Here is a 21,061-nt window from a genome sequence, read left to right on the forward strand (position 1 = left end):
AGAAAGGAATTTACAACAATTATGAAATCCAATATGTTTTTACTCCTAGCCGCCTTGATTTGGGGCTTTGCCTTCGTAGCCCAACGCGTCGGCATGGATCATGTCGGTCCTTACACCTTTAATGGTATTCGTTTTGCTCTGGGAGCGCTCTCGTTAATTCCACTCCTGTTGTTCCTACCCAAAAACGAGTCTGTGACAGCTGAAAAATCAGGCACAAAAATTACGAAACCAAGCGCTGTAAAAATTGGGCTCTTAGCTGGCTGTATTCTCTTTCCAGCCGCTTCGCTGCAACAGATCGGCCTGCTCTATACTACTGCAGGCAAGGCCGCCTTTGTTACCTGTCTCTATATTGTTCTTGTGCCTATTCTCGGCATCTTCCTGAAACAAGCAACGACAATCAATACATGGCTCGGTACCGCCCTGGCAGCCTTTGGCTTGTATTTTCTCTGCGTTAAAGAAACCTTGACTATTTCACCTGGCGATTTTCTCGTTCTAATCGGCGCCCTCTTCTGGTCCTGCCATATCCTGCTAATTGATCGTTATGCTGGTCATATTGACACAGTAAAACTGGCCTTTGTACAATTTTCCACCTGCTCACTGTTCAGTCTTCTTGCCGCCTTGTTCCTTGAGAATATTACTGTCTCTGGCATTCAAGGCGCAGCGGTCCCTCTTCTCTACGGTGGCGTCTGCTCAGTTGGCATTGCTTATACGCTGCAGATTGTCGGCCAAAAGGGAGCCTCTCCCAGTCATGCCGCAATTATTCTCAGCATGGAAACCGTATTTGCAACACTTGGCGGCTATCTGATTTTAGATGAAAAATTGGGCTTTACGGAATGGATTGGGTGCGCCCTTATGTTTGCTGGCATGCTCATTTCGCAGCTAAAGGTTTTTCACTTTAAAGAAAAATTAAACCATTCCCATAGTTCTTCCAAAGCATAAGTCTACTTACACCAAAAATGCCCCACTCGCACTGATTTGATATGAAGCAATGCTCTTTTGCCCAAGGAAAAATCCCAAGGCTCATCTTCTTGAACCCTCTCGATCATAAGACCACTTTGCTTAAGAGTCTGACGCCACTCCGGTTTCGATAAAAAGCAAACGCCGCAACCAGCTGTATTGGCACCAAATCGGCGTAACAACGGAGCCAGCTTTGTCTGAGAAGTGAGCGAAAAAATTAAGTGGCTGGGAAGGTTATGGAACAAAATCCCCTCATAGAGATTTTCAAAAATAGACATTCGCCCGTCTTTTGCCAGTAACCCTTTGCCTAAGCGAAGGGCTGCCACGATATTTTGGCGCGTAGCCTGATAAGAATCAGCTACTAAGTGATGAAGCAACCAGTTGCAAAAAACAATATCGACTGATTGTATATGGCGGGGAGCCTGTTCTATGGAGTCAAAAATCAGCCTTTTTCGCTCATGAGGCCGATTTTCTTTGATTAAGTAGGGCGAATTATCAATAAGAGTCCCGCTAGCTTGGGGAAAAGCCGCCAAAATACGATCCGTAAAAAGTCCATTGCCACCGCCTAAATCAGCAAAAGAGAATTCTTTATTTCCCCACTGCTGTTCAATAGCTGACACTACCATCTGCCAAGTCGCTTCTGTTACATAGTCTTGATTAAAGGTTTTGACACTTTCCTCGTTAAGCTTTTTTAACACAGCATTCCGCCCCTTTTAAAATTACATTTTTTTCCATATAAAGAATATCATACTATGCTTTATTTGTAAAATTTTTACTTATGCAATAACAAAACAAGCTGTCCCGTCTTCTTTTTAGCAACAAAAAGAAGTGACGAGACAGCTTGTTTATTTTCAAGACCGAAAATGTCTTCTATTCTTCCAAGGAATAGACAATTTTGCCGCCGAAAAAGGTCATTACAACTTTCACTTTATCAATTTCGGTCGGAGCCATTGTAAATAGATTGTGATCAAGTACAACCAAATCAGCCTGCTTACCTACTTCAATGGAACCAATTTTGTCTTCCAAAAAGAGCAGATAAGCACCGTTAATAGTAAAGCTGCGAATCATATTGCGCACCGAAGCTCTTTCCTGACGATTTAACAAATAGTCAGGTGCATCAGCGTCGCTAATATCGGCAACACCATGCAGTACGCCATTATCGATATTGCGCGTTACACCAATATCAATAGCCTGAAGCGGATTCGGTAACAGAGTCGCCGGATAATCCGAAGAAGAAGCCACTGTAACACCAGCAGCAAAAAAGCTCTGCAGCGGAAACTCCTGTTCCGCCCGACTTCCTAGCAGCTGATAATCGACTTTTTCCCACCAATTGGGTCCTTTAAAGTGCCAATAAGGTTGAACGCTGGCAATTACGTCAAGTTCCTTAAAGCGAGCGATATCGGCGGCTGCCACTAACTGCAAATGAGTAATTGTATTGCGGCAATCAGTTTTTCCTAATTCCTGCCGTACCTTCGCCAAGGCATCAAGAACAAACTGGGTGGATCGATCGCCTGTGGAATGAACGTGAATTTGCAGACCCCGCTGATTTGCCGCATAAAAGGCCTGAAACAAAGCCTCCTTATCCCATAAAAAGCGACCGTAATCAGGCTCCTCAGTATCATATTTCTGTTCATAAGGCGTTAAAAGACAACTCGTCCGACCTTCTACTACTCCATCAGTAAAAAACTTGGCGGTTGTCACTGCCAAATGCTCCGATCGAAACCGTTGCTGCCAGTCAGAAATAACGCCAAGCTGCAAGGCAAGATCTTCTTCCGCCCTAATTGTAGCAGCACCACGAACATGCAGCAGAAGCTCGCCATTGGCTTCCATATCTTGAAAAGCCGTAAAAATTGTTTCAAAAACTTGACTCGATAAGGCAAGAATACTCGTAATCCCCAAACGATGCATTTTTTGCTGAAAGGCTTTTAAGGCGATCTTATACTGATCCAAAGTATACTCAGGCAAGGCAACGAGTCTCATGGCACTTTCTTTCAGCGTTCCCCAAAGCTGGCCTGTTACAGGATCTCGTTCAATGAGACCGCCTTCCGGCGCTACCGTCGCCTCAGTAATGCCATAGACCTCAAAGGCCTTCGAGTTCAGCCATAAAGTATGTCCATCATGAGCTCTAAGAATAATCGGACGATCACGACTGACAGCATCAAGATATTCCTTGCGCGGCCCTTTTGCCAGTTCCTCCCCTGACAAATCTCCCCAAGACCAGCCGCGGCCATAAATTGCTTTCATCTTAGGCTGCTTATCCCGAAAAACAGTTACAGCTGCAATATATTCCTCTATACTATGGCAAGCGTGAAGCTGCACTTCATAAAGCTCAAGCAAGGACAATCCTGGCGGATGAAGATGCGTATCGCTCATGCCAGGAATCACAAATTTTCCTTGTAAGTCAATGACTTTTGTATCCGGCCCCTTGTAAGCAGTCGCAGCTTCATTTGTACCGACAAAAATCAAACGTTGTCCGGCTATAGCAACAGCTTCGCTCATCGAGTCTTTTCCATCAGCTGTATAGATCAAGCCGTTTAGGAGAAGTGTATCAGCCTGCAGAATTGTTGTCATACTTAACAGCCTCCTTTTCCTGCAAACGGCAAATTGTGTATGTCCTATTATAACAAAAAAAAGCTGTCTTCTTAAGAGAAATTTCAACTATATATTGTGACTTAGTAAAAGACCGCCACAACATACAGTGAATTTTCTTTCGAGAAAACAGCTTCGCCGCTAGACTTTTTAATGAGCAGCTGTCAGTCCTAAATGCTCCATGACTTGAAAAAATTTCTCAACGTCAATGGGTTTCCAGGCAAAGGCCGCACAGTCGGCTTCTTGCGCGCTCAAAATAGTTTTTCTGTCATTCAGCGCAGTTGTAATAATCACCTTCGTTTTATGAGGGGTAGTTAAAAACTCATTTTGCCGCTCAATTTCCCGAATCGCCCGAAGCGCTTTCAGGCCATCAAGCTTTGGCATCATAATATCAAGACAAAGCAAATCATAAGGCTTACGCTCCTTTAGCGCTAATAAGAAAGCGTCAAGTACTTCAAACCCGTCGACAACGGTATCACACTCACCGTATCGGGCTAATAGTTTACTCATAAAAATGCGACTGGCCAAATCGTCTTCTGCAATCAAAATCCGCAATTTTAACGCAACCTTTCTCCTCGGAAATTCAAGCTCACACACTTTAAGACGACCGTTTCGCCGCTGCATTCACCAGCAGTTGCGGAATCTGTCCCAGTGGTGCTTGTCGACTTACAGCACCAATGTCATAAGCTGCTTTTGGCATTCCATAGACAACAGATGTTCTCTCATCTTGCCCGATTGTCATCGCGCCAAACTGTTTCATTTCAAACAAGCCTTTAGCACCGTCATAGCCCATTCCAGTGAGAATCACACCAATAGCAGCGCTACCGACGGCTTCGGCAACAGACAAAAAAAGCATATCGACAGAAGGACAATGGCCATTTACCTTGGGCGTCCGTGAAAAAGCAATCCGATAGCTACCTTGCTGCCGAACGACCTGCATATGACGTTCACCGCCTGGCGCAATGAGAACTTGTCCTGGAACAATTTCATCCCCGGCCTCTGCTTCCTTCACATTTAAAGCACAAGCGCTATCAAGCCGTTTGGCGTACATAGCCGTAAATACAGGAGGCATATGCTGTACAATTACAATACCAGGCATCCGCTCAGGCAAGGCATGAATAATCTCATAGATAGCCTCTGTCCCGCCAGTCGAAGCGCCAATAGCAATTAGGCGACAGTCGCCGCTAGTCATAGCATTTACCGGCGTACTAAACAGGTCATGCCGCGGCCCTACTTTAGCCGTAGAAGCAATTTTAACTTTTAGAATCAGCTCACGAATAAACGCAGGCAGGCTCTGAGAACTTTTCCCGTCAGGTTTTGTCACAAAATCAACAGCTCCAGCGGCCAAGGCGTCAAAAACATGCTCACTCACCGAACTAACAACGACAACAGGCAAAGGATATTGCGGCATCAGACGCTTTAGAAATTCAATGCCATTCATCTTCGGCATCTCTACGTCCAGAGCTAATACATCAGGCTCCAAGGCCAAAATTTTGTCTCTGGCAATAAAAACATCGGCGGCCGTACCAACGACTTCAATACCAGCATCAGCGCCAATCCCCCTAGCGATCGTTTCGCGAAATACGAGAGAGTCATCAATAACTAAGACCTTTACCCGTTTCGCCACAGCCTTCGCCTCCTATTCCTTCCGGTAAACGGCAGGCATAATATATTTATAGTGCGTATCTTGGCGAGAAAGCGACTCAGAATGGCCAATAAACAAGTAACCGCCTGATTCTGTCGCCTCGTAAAATTTACGTACGAGCTCATTTTTGGTTGCTTGGTCAAAATAAATCATTACATTACGACAAAAAATAACATGAAATTTTTTACGGAAAGGAAAGGGATCCATCAAATTAAACAGACGAAATACAACTTCCCGCCGTAATTCTTTAACAATTTGAAAAGCGTCGCGATTGACTTTTTCAAAATAATTGAGCCGCCAACTAGCAGGAATTTGCTGCACCGCATCGATGTCGTAAAGACCTTGTTCGGCCTGTTCGAGAACTTGAACCGAAATATCCGTAGCCAACAATTGTCGATTCCATTGATACTTCTCTTCGGCAAAAAAGTCAGCTAAGAGCATAGCTAGAGTATAAGGTTCTTCGCCGCTGGAACAACCGGCGCTCCAAATACGCAAATCTTTATTTTTTACAACTGACGCCAGATAAGGCAGTACCTGCTTTTGAAAATATTCAAAATGGCTGATTTCCCGCATAAAAAAGGTATGGTTTGTCGTAACTCGATTGACAAGTTCCGTTAGCTCTCGTTTTGTCGGATCGCGAAACAGTGCTTCGAGATAGTCCCGAAAACTGGTAAAACCTTTTTCCAGCAGCATACTGCTTAAACGGCCTTCAATTAAGTTGCGTTTTTTCGTAAGATTAATCCCATACTCACTTTGAATATAATCTGTCAACGCCTTAAATTCCTTATCGCCGATGACTAACATGATCCCACCTAGTATTTCCCGAATTCATGGTCGCTCAAGGCAATGCGTGGCTTCTGTACCCCGCCGCCTTTCGCCGGTTTTACTGATTTCATTTCGTAAGAACTTATTTCGGGCGTCATCTTATGAAATGAGGCGCCATCATGACCTTTTAGGTGAAATTTAGCAATCATACCTTTTAACAATTCAGCCTGCCCTGATAATTCTTCGCTAGCGGCAGCGCTTTCTTCGGCTGTCGCAGAATTAGTCTGTACAACCTGTGATACTTGTTCAATTCCTTTGTTAATTTGGGCAATCGCCGTAGCCTGTTCGTTTGAGGCGGCAGCTATATCGCCTACAAGTCCGGCCACATTAGCTACGTCATCAATAATTTCTTCCAAAGCACGAGCCGTATCATTGGCTGTTTGCGTACCATCATCTACATTTTTCACAGATCCTTCAATAAGTTCCGTCGTTTCCTTCGCAGCATTGGCGCTTCTAGCCGCCAAGTTGCGTACTTCTTCTGCTACAACAGCAAATCCCTTGCCATGTTGTCCCGCTCTAGCCGCTTCGACTGCTGCATTTAGGGCCAGAATATTCGTCTGGAAAGCAATTTCATCAATTACTTTAATAATTTTAGAAATCTTGGCTGACGATTCATTAATTTCTTCCATAGACTTCAACATAAGCCGCATATGTTGATTGCCTTCATCAGCATGTTCTTTGGCTTTTAGGGATAATTCATTGGCTTTATTGGCATTAAGGGCATTGTCTTTCGTTTGACTAGCCACTTGTCCAATTGATACGGTCAGTTCTTCCACAGCGCTAGCCTGTTCAGTTGCTCCTTGTGATAAAGCCTGACTGCCGTCAGAAACTTGGCGTGACCCGGAAGCAACCTGATCAGAGGCGTGATTAATATCACTAAACACTTCATTAAAGGAATTGATAATTGAATTTAAAGCTGTTTTAATCTGTGCAAAATCCCCTTTATATTCGTTATAAATGACCACATCCAAATTGGAATTCGACATCTTACTTAATATGCGGGAAATTTCCTCGACATAACCAGAAATCGCATCAAGCGTCGTATTTAGGGCTGTTTTGATCTCGGCGTGATCTCCCTGATATTCCCCGGTCACCCGAATTGAAAGATTTCCTTCCGCCATTTCTTTCAAGACAGCTGCCGCTTCTTCGACTGGCGCTACAATAGCATCAATCGTCTGATTTACCCCATCAACAATACGCCGATACTCGCCCTGATGCTTCATACTGTCAGCTCGTGTCGACAAACGTCCAGCTAGAGCTGCTCCCACAAGAAAGTTCGCGTCAGTAGCTAAAGCGGCAATATTATCGGTACAATTTTTAAGACTTTTGCCTAACACGTCATCTGGCGAACGAACAACGACTTGCGCTGACAAATCACCAGCAGCAATCCGTTCCGCCGTAGCAGCAGCCTGCCTAACATGCTCTGCCAACGCATTTAGGGCCTTAGCTAAAATTCCCACTTCATCATTGTAATCATTTTGAATATGTACACCAATATTTCCCTGCGCTAACAGCTTGGCATTTTCCACAAGCTGATTAACAGGTCTACTAATGCTTCTAGATATAAACCAGCCAAATACAACAGCTAGAATTGCGATGGCAGCTACCAACGCTGTAACCATCGTAACAGCTTGGCGCGCCTCATAAGCGTTTAAGTCAGCATTTTTCTTAGCAGATGCCACCTTCATATCAGCTAATTTATCAAGTTCGTCTTGATATTGCTGTTGAACCTTAGCTCCCTCGCCATTCATAAAGGCTCTAGCTGCAGCAGAATTGCCGCTCATCACTAGATTTGTTATCTTTTCAACATAAAGAGCGTAATCTTTACGAGCCTGAAGGTACTTGTCATATTGCGCCCGAATCTCCGCTGAAACAATTGTAGCTCCTACTTCGTCAGCATATTTACTCATTTCCCCTTTTGCTGCGGCAATTCGTTTTAACAGTTCACTTCTCGCTTCCGGCGTCTCAACTAAAGTAAGTTCAAGCAAATCATTTCGTATCTGTTGAAAAACCCGGGTCATATCCTGCAGCGTAGCAATCGGTACCGTTTGCTTCTCATACATAAAGGTATTGCGGTTATCGAGTTCAGTAATCTTATAAATACTAAAAGAACCAACAACAACTGTTAGTAAGGCCACTGTAATAAAGGCAATGAGCAGTTTGGGCATAATTTTTAAATTATAAAACCATTGCATATAAAAGCCTCCCTCTTTTCTCTTAAACTGTAATGCTTTTACAATTCTTGCAGTGCGCTGATCTCGTCATTATTTAACAGTTTGTCGCAATCAAGCAAAAGCTTTACTCCATTGCCGCTTTTTCCAATCCCCTTAATATAGCGGTTATGAAATCCTGTTTTTGTCGTTGGTGGTGTCACAATTTGATCAGCGGCAATTTCCGCCACCTCGGAAACATGATCAACAATTAGTCCGATCGAAACTCCCTGGATATCGATAACGATGATACAGGTGCGGTCATGATAGGCACAAGGTTCCTTTTTGAACCGAAGTCTTACATCCATAACCGGAATAATCTTGCCGCGTAAATTAATAATTCCTTTTAAGTAATCAGGTAGTTCAGGTACCTCGGTAATCTCTTGAATTCCAATGATTTCTGTCACATATTTAATCTCAAAACCATACTCTTCCTTGCCAATTAAAAAAGTCAAATATTTGCCTTGTTGCGTATCTTCCCAAGTGAGCTCTTCGCTGTCGGTCATACATTTTTCACATCCTCTCCTTCAAGTTAGATATTCTGTCAAAATTTCATTGCTGTCTAAAATTAGGCTGATGCCGCCATCGCCAAGAATTGTACAGCCAGCAATCCCTCGTACCTTTTTTAAATAACGCGGCAATGCTTTCACAACAACCTGCTGCTCACCAATCAGTTTATCGGCAAATAGACAAGCTGCTTTCGTATCATTTTCAATCATAATCATAATTCCCTCAGTCAACTCCGTAAGCGCATCGTGCCGTTTAAACAGACTATGAAGCCTAAGTACCGGATAACATTGACCGCGAATCATAATGAGTTCATGGCCAGAAGCATCACAAATCACTGCTTCAGGATCAGGTCGAAACGATTCTTTAATCGCGGTCGTAGCAATTGTATAGCGAGCCTTGCCAACGCCAATCTCAATCCCGTTAATTATTGCTAGAGTCAACGGAATTTTTACTGTAATTTCACTTCCCCGACCAAACTCGCTTTCAATCGTTATGGAACCACCAATTTTTTCAATATTCTTGGTCACCACATCCATCCCGACGCCGCGACCCGAGAATTCAGTCACCTGTTCTTTGGTCGAAAAACCGGGCAACAGAATCAGGGAAAAAACCTCTTTATCACTCATCTCTTGATCAGGCCGATTTACTAAGCCCTGTTCCTTAGCCTTTTTCAATATTTTTTCCCGGCTCATCCCTTTACCATCGTCACGCACCATAATCCACACTTCGCCGCCGACATTTTTGGCTTCTAACGTCAAGCGGCCTTGCTCATTTTTACCTGCCGCCAAACGTTCTGCCGGATTTTCCAACCCGTGGTCCATGGCATTGCGAATCAAATGCATCAAGGGATCTGATAAGTGGTCAATAATATTTTTATCAACTTCTGTTGTCTCACCAAGAATCTCCAAGTCAACGTCTTTTCCCAAGCGCTTACTCATATCACGCACAATTCGGTTCATTTTATGAAACACAAGTGAAACAGGCACCATGCGAATCGACATGACTACATCTTGCAATTCATCCGTTAATTTACGCAATTGCCTGGCGGCTTTATTGAAATGGTCCAGTGACAATCCCGCTAAGTCAGGATTTTTGATGACCATTGCTTCAGAAATGACAATTTCGCCAACAATATCCATTAGCATATCAAGTTTATTTACAGCAACGCTGATCATATTCTGCTGTCTGGCTGTACCTTCTTTTTCACTGCGATCTTCCTGACTTACAGGAACGGTTTTCGCTGCTTTTTCCGGCTTTTCCGGTTCTTCCGATATTCTATCATCAAGCTGAATTACCGGTTTTGGCTCTATTAAAGCAGTAATTTCCGGTGGATAATGATCTACTAAATTCAGCTCAATTTTTCGCATAAAAGCGGTTTGACTTAAGAGACTTTCAATTTCTCCCTGCGGCGCTGTCGTAGAAAAACAAAGTAAAAAACCATTATCATGAATGATTTCGGCACTTTCCGGCTTATCGACAATTTCAGCCGGAATATGATACAGTTCAGAGACACACTCTTTGAGATTATGAACAATCATATAGGCTCGTACATTTTCCATCTGGCAATCTTCTTCAAAAAAAATACGGACAGTATACTTTTGGCTATCAGGCAGTCCCTTCGCTGGATAAGCGCTAATATAATACATGGGCTGTTTTTCTTCTTTTGGCGCAATCGGGGTTTCGTAACTATTACTGCCAGCTTTCATGGTTTCCAAAAAAGCCTTATTATTGGTAATCAATCCGTCTGCTACACCATCGGCTTTCTCGCCGCTGGCAATTTTTCCAGTTTCCTCTTTGATAAAGTCTAGGCCAGTAAGCACTAAATCTGATATAGCATCATAATTAATTTGAATATTAGGATTTTTACGAATAAAAAAGAACAGATCTTCCAAAGAATGCGCTAACCGCGAAACATCATTAAATAGCATCATCGCTGAAGATCCCTTAATGGTATGCATGATACGAAAAATTTCATTGATAGCTTCTTCTGTAAAATGAGCTTCCTTCTCACAACGGAGAATTATTTCTTCGAGCTGTTCCGTTAGTTGGCTTGATTCAAATAAATACATTTCAAGCATCGGCTCGCGGCCTATATCATCATCCGCCATTCTCATCGCCTCTTTTCTCAAGAAACCATCGTTTAATGAAACAAAACAGCTATACTTGCTCTAAGCCATTCTGCCAGATTAAAGCGACGTTCTTCCAAATTCCATCGCAACGTACCAGCATAAAGAGTCCCTAAAAACAAATCAGCAGCAGCCTGGGAAGTCATGGGAATTACCATTTCATTCCTGGCTGCTGCCTGCGTAACAAGATTCTGGAAGAGAACTTGACGTTTCGCTATCAGTTGATCGATGTTTTCTTTTAAATCGCTGTCATAGCGAAACAAGTCAAAAGAAAAAAGTATGGTACTTAGATAAGGCGTTTTTTCATAGGTCTGACCATACTGTTCCATGACATAAAAAATTCCCTTCTTACCTCGCAGTCCCTCTGCCTGTAGTGCTTCTTCGATTTGCTCATCAAAAGTCCGACAGCACTTCAACAGTTCAGCAATAATTGCTTTTTTGCCAGAAAAGTATTTGTAGATTACAGGTTCTGTCACAGCCTGCCTTCTAGCAATTTCTTTCGTAGTAAGTCCGTTGGTCCCCGCTTCCTCAAACAGCGCCACAGCCGCTTGTATGATTTTATCCCGGCGGCTTACTCTTTCCGTCACATCATTCATAGGCACCTCTAGAAGGTTAGTCCTAACTTACCTACTTTCAATAGTAGCGAATCTTGCAAAAAGTGTCAATACTTTTTATGATATTTTTCTATTATTTATTTCTTTTTTCGACAAAATTGCGCACCTTCATGAAATTGCGCAGATCTTCTTCCATCGTGCCAATTAACGGTGGAATATCGCTAAATAAGCCACGCCGAATTGCTAAGGCAATTTTAAAAGCAAGGCTGCGAACTGTTTCAAATCTGCCTTTGTCAGCACTGTGACGAATTTGGTCGGCGGCCGCTTCTAAACGATCTATATTTCCCGAGGCCAACAGCGACTGTAGTTGGTCAATTGCCTCAAACAAATCATACAAAATTTGCTGGACTTGTTCTTGCGATAACTTCACTTTCGGCTCGTGCTGTTCCCTAAGCCGTTTCTCGCGCCACAACAAAGCACTTGATTCCGCCAGATCTGATAAAATCATTTCCAGCCGCTCCATTGATACGGGTTTCGCCAAATACTCATCCATCCCTAGGGCAAGAAATCGTTCTTTATCGCCTTGCAGCGCATGAGCTGTTAAAGCAATAATGGGGACAGCCGGTATTTCTTGTTCCGTTTCATAGGCTCGAATCGCCAGAGTCGCCTCCATGCCATCCATTTCCGGCATTTGAATATCCATCAAAATAGCATCAAAATTTCCTTCTTTACGGCGCTGTAAAGCCTCCAAACCATTTCCTGCCACAATGACTTGATGTCCTAGCTCATTGAGAATCAGCTTTAAAACAATCTGATTCTGTAAATTATCTTCGGCTAACAGTATGGTTAAAGCTCGCTTCGTTTTAGACCGCTGCGGCTCCTCCACTACCACTGCCTGTTCGGAACGAATGCAGGGAATATGAAAAGAAAAGGTACTGCCTTGTCCTTTCGCACTTTCTACCGTAATGGTTCCCCCCATAAGCTCGACAAGCTGTTTCGATATAGCGAGTCCCAAACCGGTGCCGCCGTACTTACGCGTATGAGAGCCGTCAACCTGCGAAAAGCTTTGAAACAATAGCTTTTGTTCTTCCGCCGAAATACCGATCCCGCTATCAGTTACGGTAACAAGCAAATTGCACTGATCTATATCGAGGTTTTTACATTCCGCTGTTACAGTAATTTTCCCTTGTTCTGTAAACTTAATTGCATTCCCCAAAAGGTTATTGAGAACTTGTTGCAACCGATGGGGATCTCCCCTAAGGGTCTGCGGTAAATTTGCCGCAAACTGATAGTAAAGGGACAATCCCTTACTTTCGGCCCGGGCTCCATGGGCCTTAATCACACTTTCAAAGGTATCGCGAACCGAAAAGTTCACGTTTTCTAACGTAACTTTACCTGCTTCCATTTTAGAAAAATCAAGAACATCATCAATAATTTTGAGCAAAGAATTTGCACAAGTCTTCGCAATGGTCAAATTTTCTTTTTGGTCGGCACTGGGATTTCCTAATAGGGTCAGTTCAATCATCCCCAAAATTCCATTTAAGGGAGTGCGAATTTCATGACTCATATTAGCTAAAAATTCGCTTTTAGCCCGGTTGGCTGCCGTTTCGGCCGCAATCGCCTTCTGTTTCATCAGCTCAACCTTACGTCTTTCCGTAATATCACGAATAATGCTGACAATCATGCGGCGACCGCTAAGCTCCGTTCCCTGAGAACTGACTTCGATAGGAAACGATTCGCCATTTTTCTTATAATGTATCGCCTCAAATAGCAGCCCATGTTGATCTGACTCTTCAATTTCTTTAAGAATTTTTTCGTAATCTGCTGGTTTCGACTGACGTAAATCAAAAACAGTTTTGTCTAAAAGCTCTTCACGGCTGTAGCCGTACACTGATAAGGCTGCACTATTCGCATCAATAATCCGCCCTTGACTGTCAGTGAACAAAATGATGTCACTAGCCTTTTCCGCCAAAAGCTCATAGCGCTTTAAACCTTCTGTCGCATTTTTTCGTTCCGTAATATCATGAACTGAGCCAATATAACCAGCAAAAACCCCATCAAGACCGCGAAAGGGTTTCCCCATATCGAGAACCCAGCGATACTCCCCATCATAGCGCAAGCGGCGGTATTCGATTTCAAAATCCTGCCGCGCGGCAAAATTTCGCTGATAGGTCAGAATACAGCGGGCTCGATCAGCAGGATGTATGTCAGCGCTCCACCCATCGCCTCTTTCCTCCTCGAGATTCTTGCCAGTAAAAGCCAGCCAGCTCTTATTGAAATAATCACATCGTCCGTCTGGCCCAGAACGCCAGATTAGTGTCGGAAAATTCTCAAAAAACGTAAGATACAAATTCCAGTATTTCATCAAATCGGCTTCGATTTCCTTATGCTTCGTAATATTCTCAATCGAAACAAGAGCCTGCCGTTCATTCCATTTTAGTTCAGTAATATTGATTCTAAGCCAGGGCGAACTCTTACAGCCAGGCCGTTCAATCCGCAGCTTCAATTCAATATTATAGGATGGACGATTTTGGGTAAAAAGTTTCTGCACCAGTTCTGGCAGCAGTGACGCAACTGTCTGTTCGCGCTGTTCGCCCGTTTCCCCCACTTCGTCTTCTACTGCTTCAAACAGAGAGGAAAAAGGCCTGCCAATAATCTGCTCGTCCGCTTCAACTTGAAACAACGTTAAAAAATTATGATTCACAAAAACAAGTTCACCTTTATCATTCATTACAGCAAGCGCCGGAACAGCAGCGTCAAATAAGGCTTGAATGTGCTTCTTCTCAGCAAACAAAGTATCTGGAGCGACCCCTTCTTGATTATGCAGCATCTTTTCTTCCCTTTCCTCTCCGCAAAGTAATTCGCTAAGCGCCTGAATTTACCGCAACTTTTCGGCGAAAGTAACGCCAAGCTACAGCAAGGCCAATCGTAAATAATAAAGCGCCTGTAAATAAAAAGACCGGACGAATTCCTACCCAAGAACTTAAAAAACCGCCTACTAGCGGTCCCAGCATGGAACCCAGTTGATTGGCCGTAGTCGTTAGACCAAAAATTCGACCTTGAAATTCCTTCGGCGCTGAAGTAACGGCAATCGTATTAATCGCCGGAAATACACCGACAACAAACAAACCAAATAAAAATTGCAGACAAGCAAATTGATAAATGGTTGCCGCAAAAAACTGACTCGCATTAAATAGACCGGCGCCGCAAAAAGTAAGAAATAATACCCGCAAAAAGCCGCTTCTCTGACCGATTTTCCCCCAAGTCGGCGCGGCAATCGCGCCAGCAATACCTGCAAGGCTATAAACAATACCGGAAGTTAGCACAGCGCCTGATAAACTACCTTGCAGCTCAACCACATAGAGAGTCAACAGTGGCTGCAATACCATGGTCACCATCTGTACTAACAGCAGCAAAGCCAAAACCTTGAGCAACCGTCGATTACTTACAGCCGTTTTTAAATCATCAAGAATCGTACCGCCTGACGGAGCCTTGCTCATCGACGGCTCAGTTACTAAGAAAGCGACCGACAGTGTATCAAGAAAAATAATAACAGCGGCAATGACAAAGGACATGCGCATTCCAAAAAAATGCGATAAAAATCCGCCTAGTAAGGGGCCAATGATGCCGCCGCATAGCAGCGCTGTCTGCATCACTCCCATACTAGAGCCAAGCTTGTCGCGCGGCGTTGTCCCCGCTACAATCGCCATAGCCGCCGGTACAAATCCGTTCGCAAAGCCTTGCAAAATCCGGACAATCAGTAAATCAATCGGCCCTCGGACAAAGGCGCCCATAAAATAAACAATAGCCAGACAAAAACCAGCTCGCAATACCATGCGGCGTTTTCCTGTCTTATCAGCTCTTCTTCCCCAGTAAGGCGCCATAATCGCCGCTACTAAAAAAGTAACAGAAAATAATAGTCCTGACCACAAATTCACCTCAGCGCTGTCAACGCCGATATCTAATAAATATAGCGGCAAAAAGGGAATTAACATCGTATAGCTAGAGCCTGACAAAGCCACGCCTACAGCTAACGCCCACAAATTCTTACGCCATAGTACCATCCAAATCCCCCAAATCCGGCTAAACGGTTTTCGTCGTCTTCTATATTGTAACATATAAAAATCCGACAAGAAAATACAAGGAGCAAACTTTATAAAACAGTTTGCTCCTTGTAAATCCAGCTTGAAATTATAAAAAATAACTGTTAAGCAAAGTTCTGCTCCGTTCTAGCAATAATTTCATCTTGCAGCGCTTTATCTAGATTACGGAAGTGATCACTATAACCAGCTACACGCACAATCAATTCTTTATATTCTTCCGGTCGCTGCTGCGCTTGCAGCAACGTTTCCCTGTCAATGACATTAAATTGAATGTGATGACCATCTAAATTGAAGTAGGCTCGAACTAGCGAGGCCATACTATGAAGACCTGCATCGCCTTTTACTACAGCAGGGGTAAACTTCTGATTTAACAGAGTTCCGCCTGTCTTAATATGATCCATTTTTGCCGCCGATTTAATCACCGCCGTAGGCCCTTTGCGATCGGCGCCTTTCTCAGGCGAAATCCCTTCCGATACGGGTTTGTAAGCCTTACGTCCGTTAGGCATAGCGCCAAGAACCGAACCAAAGTAAACATGACAGGTTGTTGGCAGCATATCAATTCGGTATAAACCGCCTTTGCGGGTTTTCCGACCTGTCACGTCATCATGAAAGGCATTAAAGGTTTGCACCATAATTGAATCAGCATAGTCATCATCATTGCCGTATTTAGGCGAACGGTTCGCTATAAGATGGTAAATCCGATCATAACCAACAAAATCGCCAGCCATAGCTTCCAGCAGTTCCGTCATCGTAAAACTGTGCTTATCAAAAACGTGATGGGAAATAGCCGCCAAACTATCAGTAATTGTGCCAATGCCAACACCTTGAATATAATTTGTATTATAGCGGGCGCCACCTTCATTATAGTCTTTTCCTGCAGCGATACAGTCACTCGTAATAACTGATAAGAAGGGAACAGGCAAATATTTGGCATAAAGCGCTTCAATCACGTGATTTCCTTGCACCTTAATATCAACAAAATGATGCAGTTGCTTCGTAAACGCGGCAAAAAGCTCCTCATAAGAAGTAAATTCGCGGACGTCACCGGTCTTAAGGCCAATCTGTCGGTTTGCTATAGGGTCAAAGCCATTGTTCAATGTAACTTCAAGCACCTTCGGCAAATTGAAATATCCTGTCAAAATATAGGCCTCTTTACCAAACGCGCCGGTCTCTACACAGCCGCTGGCGCCGCCAGCTCTCGCATCGACAATCTCTTTACCAGCGCGCAGCAACTCAGCGATAATCGCCTCTGTATTGTAAAAGGCCGGTTGCCCCCAGCCCTTACGGGAAATGGCACAGGCTTTCTGTAAAAAATCTGCAGGCGTTTTCTTACTGATCTGAACATTAGAACTTGGCTGCAGCAGCTTCATTTCATCCATGGTTTCTAAAATAAGATAAGACACTTCATTGACGCCGTCGGCGCCATCTTCGCGCACGCCGCCTGTATTCAAATTGACAAAATCCGTATAAGTGCCGCTTTCTTTTAGCGTAATGCCAACCTTAGGCGGCGCTGGCTGATTATTAAATTTAACCCACAAGCACTCTAGCAGTTCTTTCGCCTGTTCACGTGTCATGGTTCCTGCGGCAAGTTCTTGTTGATAGAAAGGATATAAGTGTTGGTCAAGTCGCCCGGGGCTCAGTGCATCCCATGGGTTAATTTCTGTTGTAACACCGATGTGAACAAACCAGTACATTTGAATTGCCTGAGCAAAAGTCTCGGGCTTATGAGCTGGCACAACAGCACAATTGGCAGCAATCTGCAGAAAATCGGCTTTTTTAGCTGGATCACTTTCCTTGGCAGCTAATTCCTTGGCATAAGCTTCATAGCGTTTACCATAAAGAATAATAGCATCACAACAAATAGCCATAGCTTCCAGTTGCGCTTTTTTATGCAGCGCTTCGGGATCATTCAAAATATCGATTTTTTCCAGTTCAGCGGCAATATCTGCTTTAAAGTCGAGAAAGCCTTTGCGATAAATCTTACCATCCGCTACAGTATGTCCCGGACCGCGTTGTTCCATAAACTCGGTAAAGATGCCGCTTTCATAAGCGGCCAGCCACTGGGGCGTCATTTGTTCTAAAATCTTCTTACGCATCGACCGATTCTGCCAAAACGGAATCACCGTATCAGCCTGAATACGTTTCGCTTCATCACTTACCTTAAAAAAGATTTTTTCCCGTTCGTCCATCACGGAAAAGTCTTCCAGGGTATGACAGCAAAGTTCGGGAAAGGTAGGCGACGCCTGGGGCTGATCGCCTTTTTCCCCCACAATCAACTCCCCATCATTAATGCAGAGGGTTTTCTGGGCCATAAGTTCTTTAAAGACAAGCGCCCTAAGGACAGGAGTAGAAACTGCGCCTAAATACTTCTCATAGGCCTTTGTAACAATGGCCGCCCGCTCAATCGATAAAGTGGGTACTGTTGTTACGCTTTGTTTCCTCAATTTTCTTACTCGGTCATTCATCCCGCGTTCTTCCACCTGATTCATCCTCCAATCTGTACTGTCTGATGAGCCGCCTGAAACAAAGCGGCTAAGTTGCTTAAATGAGCCTCGCTTGGCGCCGTAAAATTCTCGCCTTCATAAACCTTACCTAATTTTTTATATTTAACTTTGCCTATGGCATGATAAGGCAAAAGAAAAACCTTCTCGATCGACAGAGGTTGAATAAAGCGAATGATTTCAAGCATCTGTTCTTCACTGTCATTTACACCGGCAATGAGGGGCAAACGTAACCATAAAGGCGCTCCTAATTGACTAAGCAGCTTGAGGTTTGCCAAAATTTGTTCATTGCCACTACCTGTATAGCGGCGATGCAAGCTAGAATCCAGACATTTTAGATCGTAAAGAAAAACAGCGGCTTTTGGTGCAATTTCAATCAAATGCTCTGACGGTACAAGACCGCACGTATCAATGGCTACAGAAATACCGCGCTGCTGGCAAGCGGTAATCAGCTCTCGGCAAAAAGCAAACTGCAGCAAAGCTTCGCCGCCCGAAAGAGTAACACCGCCGCCTGATTCTTCATAAAAGGCACGATCCTTTTCAATTTCACTAAGAATCTCTGTTAAGCTGTAGCTCTTCCCGGCAAAATCCCTCGCTTCATAGCAGCAACTATCAAGGCATGCTTCACAATCGGTGCAGCGACTTGGATCATAGCTAAAATGTCCGCTCGCTTGCTGCAATGCGCCGGTCGGACAAGCAGCAGTACAGGCGCCGCAACCACTGCACTTGTCTTGCTGCCATAAAATTTCCCGGGAATACGATTGACTCTCCGGATTGTGGCACCAGAGACACTTTAGCGGACACCCTTTAAAAAAGAGCGTTGTGCGAATCCCCGGTCCATCATGAGTACAAAATTTTTGTATGCTAAATAGCATCGCTTTTGGCACCATCATTGCCACCTTCTTTTATTCTGCAAACGGGTTTGGTGAGCTCACAACAAGCAATCGCACCATTTTGGTTGTATAATTTGCCCAATTATGAACTGTAGAAGAATTATAGTGGGCGCTATCGCCTGGAAACAATTCAATTTGCTCATCATTAATAAATAAAGTCAGCGTACCTTCTAGCACATAAATAAATTCTTCCCCTTCATGGGCGTATTGGCTGATATCTTCCTCGGAATTAATTGGCAAAAGTTCAATGAGGCGCGGCAGAATTTGACTGCCAGTTTGGCCATTGTGAAGATGATAATGAATAAATTTCGAATTAATCACTTGAAAAACTTCTTTTTCATAACTACGCATAACATAGCCGCGCGTCCTGTTTTGACTACTGAAAAAGTAGGAAAGTTCTACCTCAAAAGCTTCCGCTATTTTCTGCAACGAATCGGTAGCAATATTTGTTAAACCCCGTTCTAGCTGTGATAAAAAACCAATTGAAAGAGTCGTCTTTTCCCCGAGTTCTTTTAATGTTAACTTTTTTTGTAGACGCAGTTCTTTTACTTTTTTTCCAATATCTTTATTCATAGTATGACTCTCACTTTTTCTAAAATTATAAGTTCATTGCTGTACTCGTATGATACTTATTCTTGTTACATTATAACAACTTATCGGATTTTAATCTACCTGTTTTTTAGTACAATATAAATGTATTTCATTATAATGAAAACGCCACTTTTTTGCTCTCCCTAACGAAAAGAAAAACAAGATCTCGGGGTCCTGTCGCCAGTTCCCAAAGATCCTGCCTTATCAACGTATTATTTGTACTTTTTCCCTTAGCCGATTTTTGCTACATGCAGTACTTTATAACCTTTTGCTTCTAGTTTTGCTGTAAGCGTCGTCACATCATCTACATCAAAGCGGATAATATCCTGCGCATCGCCGCCATCGCTATTTAACAAAACAAGGCTGCTAATATTAATCCCTAACTCTTGAAAGACTCCCGTGATTTCATGAAGTACGCCGACTTTATTTGGTACACCAATAGTCAGGCGAGTTTTCCCTTCAGCTAAGCCCATTACATCAACAAAACATTTGAAGATATCGGTCTCCGTAATAATACCAACAACAGCTCCATTTACATCCACGACAATAAGGCCGCCGATTTTTTCCCGGTACATAATCAGAGCTGCCTCTTCAATGGTTGCATCAGCAGCAATTGTAAGCACATTTTTCTTCATAATGTCGGAAATTTTCATCTTCGCAAGCAGGTAGTTGAGTTCATGAACTGATAAAGTCGTAGCTGGCGATGCCGATACTTCCCTTAAGTCACGGTCTGTAACAATCCCCACGAGCTTTCCATCTCTTACAACAGGCAGACGGCGAAACTTATGAGTTTTCATGAGTTCTTTTGCTTCCAATACAGGTGTATCCGGTGTAACAGTAACTGGACTTTCCGTCATTCGAGTTGCTACAAACATGAATACCACTCCTTAAGATTGATAGCCAAATTAAATCTATACAAAAACAAATCCATGTGGTTCGTCTTTAGCCGCCGAGATAAGCCTTGCGGACTTCTTCACTAGCAGCTAGTTCCGCCGCCGGACCAGACAGTGTGATTCTGCCTGTTTCCAATACATAAGCATGATGCGCAATCGATAAAGCCATATGTGCATTCTGTTCTACAAGCAGAACCGTCGTTCCTGTCTTATTGATCTCTTGGATGATCGAAAATATTTCTTTTACTAATAGCGGCGCAAGTCCCATACTTGGTTCATCTAATAACAGCAGCCGCGGACGACTCATTAAAGCGCGCCCCATGGCCAGCATCTGCTGTTCGCCCCCTGATAACGTCCCTGCTAACTGGCTCTTTCTTTCATTGAGTCGTGGAAACCGCTCAAAGACCATTTTCATATCTTCGGCAATTTCCTTTTTGTCACTGCGAATATAAGCTCCCAGCTCAATATTCTCTAACACAGTCATATTCGCAAAAATTCGCCGACCTTCCGGCACCTGAGAAATCCCCAGCTTTACAATGCCCGGGGCCGCCATTCCCGCTATATTTTTTCCTTCAAAGTTGATCGATCCTTCTTTCGGCTTTAACAGACCCGAAATCGTCCGCAGCGTCGTACTCTTTCCCGCTCCGTTCGCTCCGATTAAGGT

At 43.6% G+C, this 21,061-nt stretch carries 17 protein-coding genes; 1 reads left to right on the plus strand and 16 read right to left on the minus strand.

The window, feature by feature from the left end:
* Nucleotides 1-21 precede the first annotated feature (21 nt).
* Nucleotides 22-939, plus strand: a complete 918-nt coding sequence (locus AC0MXB_RS12645) for a DMT family transporter (protein WP_474040044.1) — start codon at nt 22-24, stop codon at nt 937-939.
* A 2-nt stretch (nt 940-941) separates the two neighbouring features.
* Here the strand turns inward: AC0MXB_RS12645 and AC0MXB_RS12650 are convergent, their stop codons facing one another.
* The 16 genes from AC0MXB_RS12650 to AC0MXB_RS12725 form a co-directional block, all read right to left on the minus strand.
* Complete coding sequence (locus AC0MXB_RS12650) at nt 942-1,655, minus strand: class I SAM-dependent methyltransferase (protein ID WP_474040045.1); 714 nt, start codon at nt 1,653-1,655, stop codon at nt 942-944.
* Nucleotides 1,656-1,827: 172 nt separating this feature from the next.
* Entirely contained in the window at nt 1,828-3,528 is a 1,701-nt protein-coding gene (locus AC0MXB_RS12655; protein ID WP_474040046.1) for an amidohydrolase, read from the minus strand.
* A 168-nt stretch (nt 3,529-3,696) separates the two neighbouring features.
* Nucleotides 3,697-4,101, minus strand: coding sequence for a response regulator (locus AC0MXB_RS12660; protein ID WP_474040047.1), 405 nt, complete (start codon nt 4,099-4,101; stop codon nt 3,697-3,699).
* A gap of 43 nt (nt 4,102-4,144) precedes the next feature.
* On the minus strand, nt 4,145-5,173 hold the full coding sequence (locus tag AC0MXB_RS12665) for a protein-glutamate methylesterase/protein-glutamine glutaminase (protein WP_474040048.1): 1,029 nt from the start codon (nt 5,171-5,173) through the stop codon (nt 4,145-4,147).
* A 12-nt stretch (nt 5,174-5,185) separates the two neighbouring features.
* A complete protein-coding gene (locus tag AC0MXB_RS12670; protein WP_474040049.1) occupies nt 5,186-5,995 on the minus strand; it encodes a CheR family methyltransferase in 810 nt (269 codons plus the stop codon).
* An 8-nt stretch (nt 5,996-6,003) separates the two neighbouring features.
* Complete coding sequence (locus AC0MXB_RS12675) at nt 6,004-8,211, minus strand: HAMP domain-containing methyl-accepting chemotaxis protein (protein WP_474040050.1); 2,208 nt, start codon at nt 8,209-8,211, stop codon at nt 6,004-6,006.
* 38 nt (nt 8,212-8,249) lie between these two features.
* Nucleotides 8,250-8,732 carry a chemotaxis protein CheW gene (locus tag AC0MXB_RS12680; protein WP_474040051.1) on the minus strand — a complete coding sequence of 161 codons (483 nt, stop codon included), beginning with the start codon at nt 8,730-8,732 and terminating at the stop codon, nt 8,250-8,252.
* 21 nt (nt 8,733-8,753) lie between these two features.
* The gene (locus AC0MXB_RS12685; protein ID WP_474040052.1) at nt 8,754-10,844 is read right to left on the minus strand and encodes a chemotaxis protein CheW; all 2,091 of its coding nucleotides are present in this window, start codon (nt 10,842-10,844) and stop codon (nt 8,754-8,756) included.
* Between the two features lie 32 nt (nt 10,845-10,876).
* The gene (locus AC0MXB_RS12690) at nt 10,877-11,458 is read right to left on the minus strand and encodes a TetR/AcrR family transcriptional regulator (RefSeq protein WP_474040053.1); all 582 of its coding nucleotides are present in this window, start codon (nt 11,456-11,458) and stop codon (nt 10,877-10,879) included.
* Nucleotides 11,459-11,549: 91 nt separating this feature from the next.
* Nucleotides 11,550-14,246 (minus strand): PAS domain-containing hybrid sensor histidine kinase/response regulator, encoded by a 2,697-nt coding sequence (locus tag AC0MXB_RS12695; protein WP_474040054.1) that lies wholly within the window; start codon nt 14,244-14,246, stop codon nt 11,550-11,552.
* Nucleotides 14,247-14,280: 34 nt separating this feature from the next.
* A complete protein-coding gene (locus tag AC0MXB_RS12700) occupies nt 14,281-15,480 on the minus strand; it encodes an MFS transporter (protein WP_474040055.1) in 1,200 nt (399 codons plus the stop codon).
* Nucleotides 15,481-15,623: 143 nt separating this feature from the next.
* Nucleotides 15,624-17,999 (minus strand): trans-4-hydroxy-L-proline dehydratase, encoded by a 2,376-nt coding sequence (hypD, locus tag AC0MXB_RS12705; RefSeq protein WP_474040056.1) that lies wholly within the window; start codon nt 17,997-17,999, stop codon nt 15,624-15,626.
* A 5-nt stretch (nt 18,000-18,004) separates the two neighbouring features.
* Nucleotides 18,005-18,913, minus strand: coding sequence for a glycyl-radical enzyme activating protein (locus AC0MXB_RS12710; RefSeq protein WP_474040057.1), 909 nt, complete (start codon nt 18,911-18,913; stop codon nt 18,005-18,007).
* Nucleotides 18,914-18,925: 12 nt separating this feature from the next.
* The gene (locus tag AC0MXB_RS12715) at nt 18,926-19,486 is read right to left on the minus strand and encodes a helix-turn-helix domain-containing protein (RefSeq protein WP_474040058.1); all 561 of its coding nucleotides are present in this window, start codon (nt 19,484-19,486) and stop codon (nt 18,926-18,928) included.
* A 248-nt stretch (nt 19,487-19,734) separates the two neighbouring features.
* Nucleotides 19,735-20,379 (minus strand): CBS and ACT domain-containing protein, encoded by a 645-nt coding sequence (locus AC0MXB_RS12720; protein ID WP_474040059.1) that lies wholly within the window; start codon nt 20,377-20,379, stop codon nt 19,735-19,737.
* Between the two features lie 67 nt (nt 20,380-20,446).
* Nucleotides 20,447-21,061: ABC transporter ATP-binding protein (locus AC0MXB_RS12725; protein ID WP_474040060.1), on the minus strand; the 615-nt coding region annotated here is incomplete at its 5' end.

The organism is Pelorhabdus sp. sgz311001, assembly GCF_055901755.1.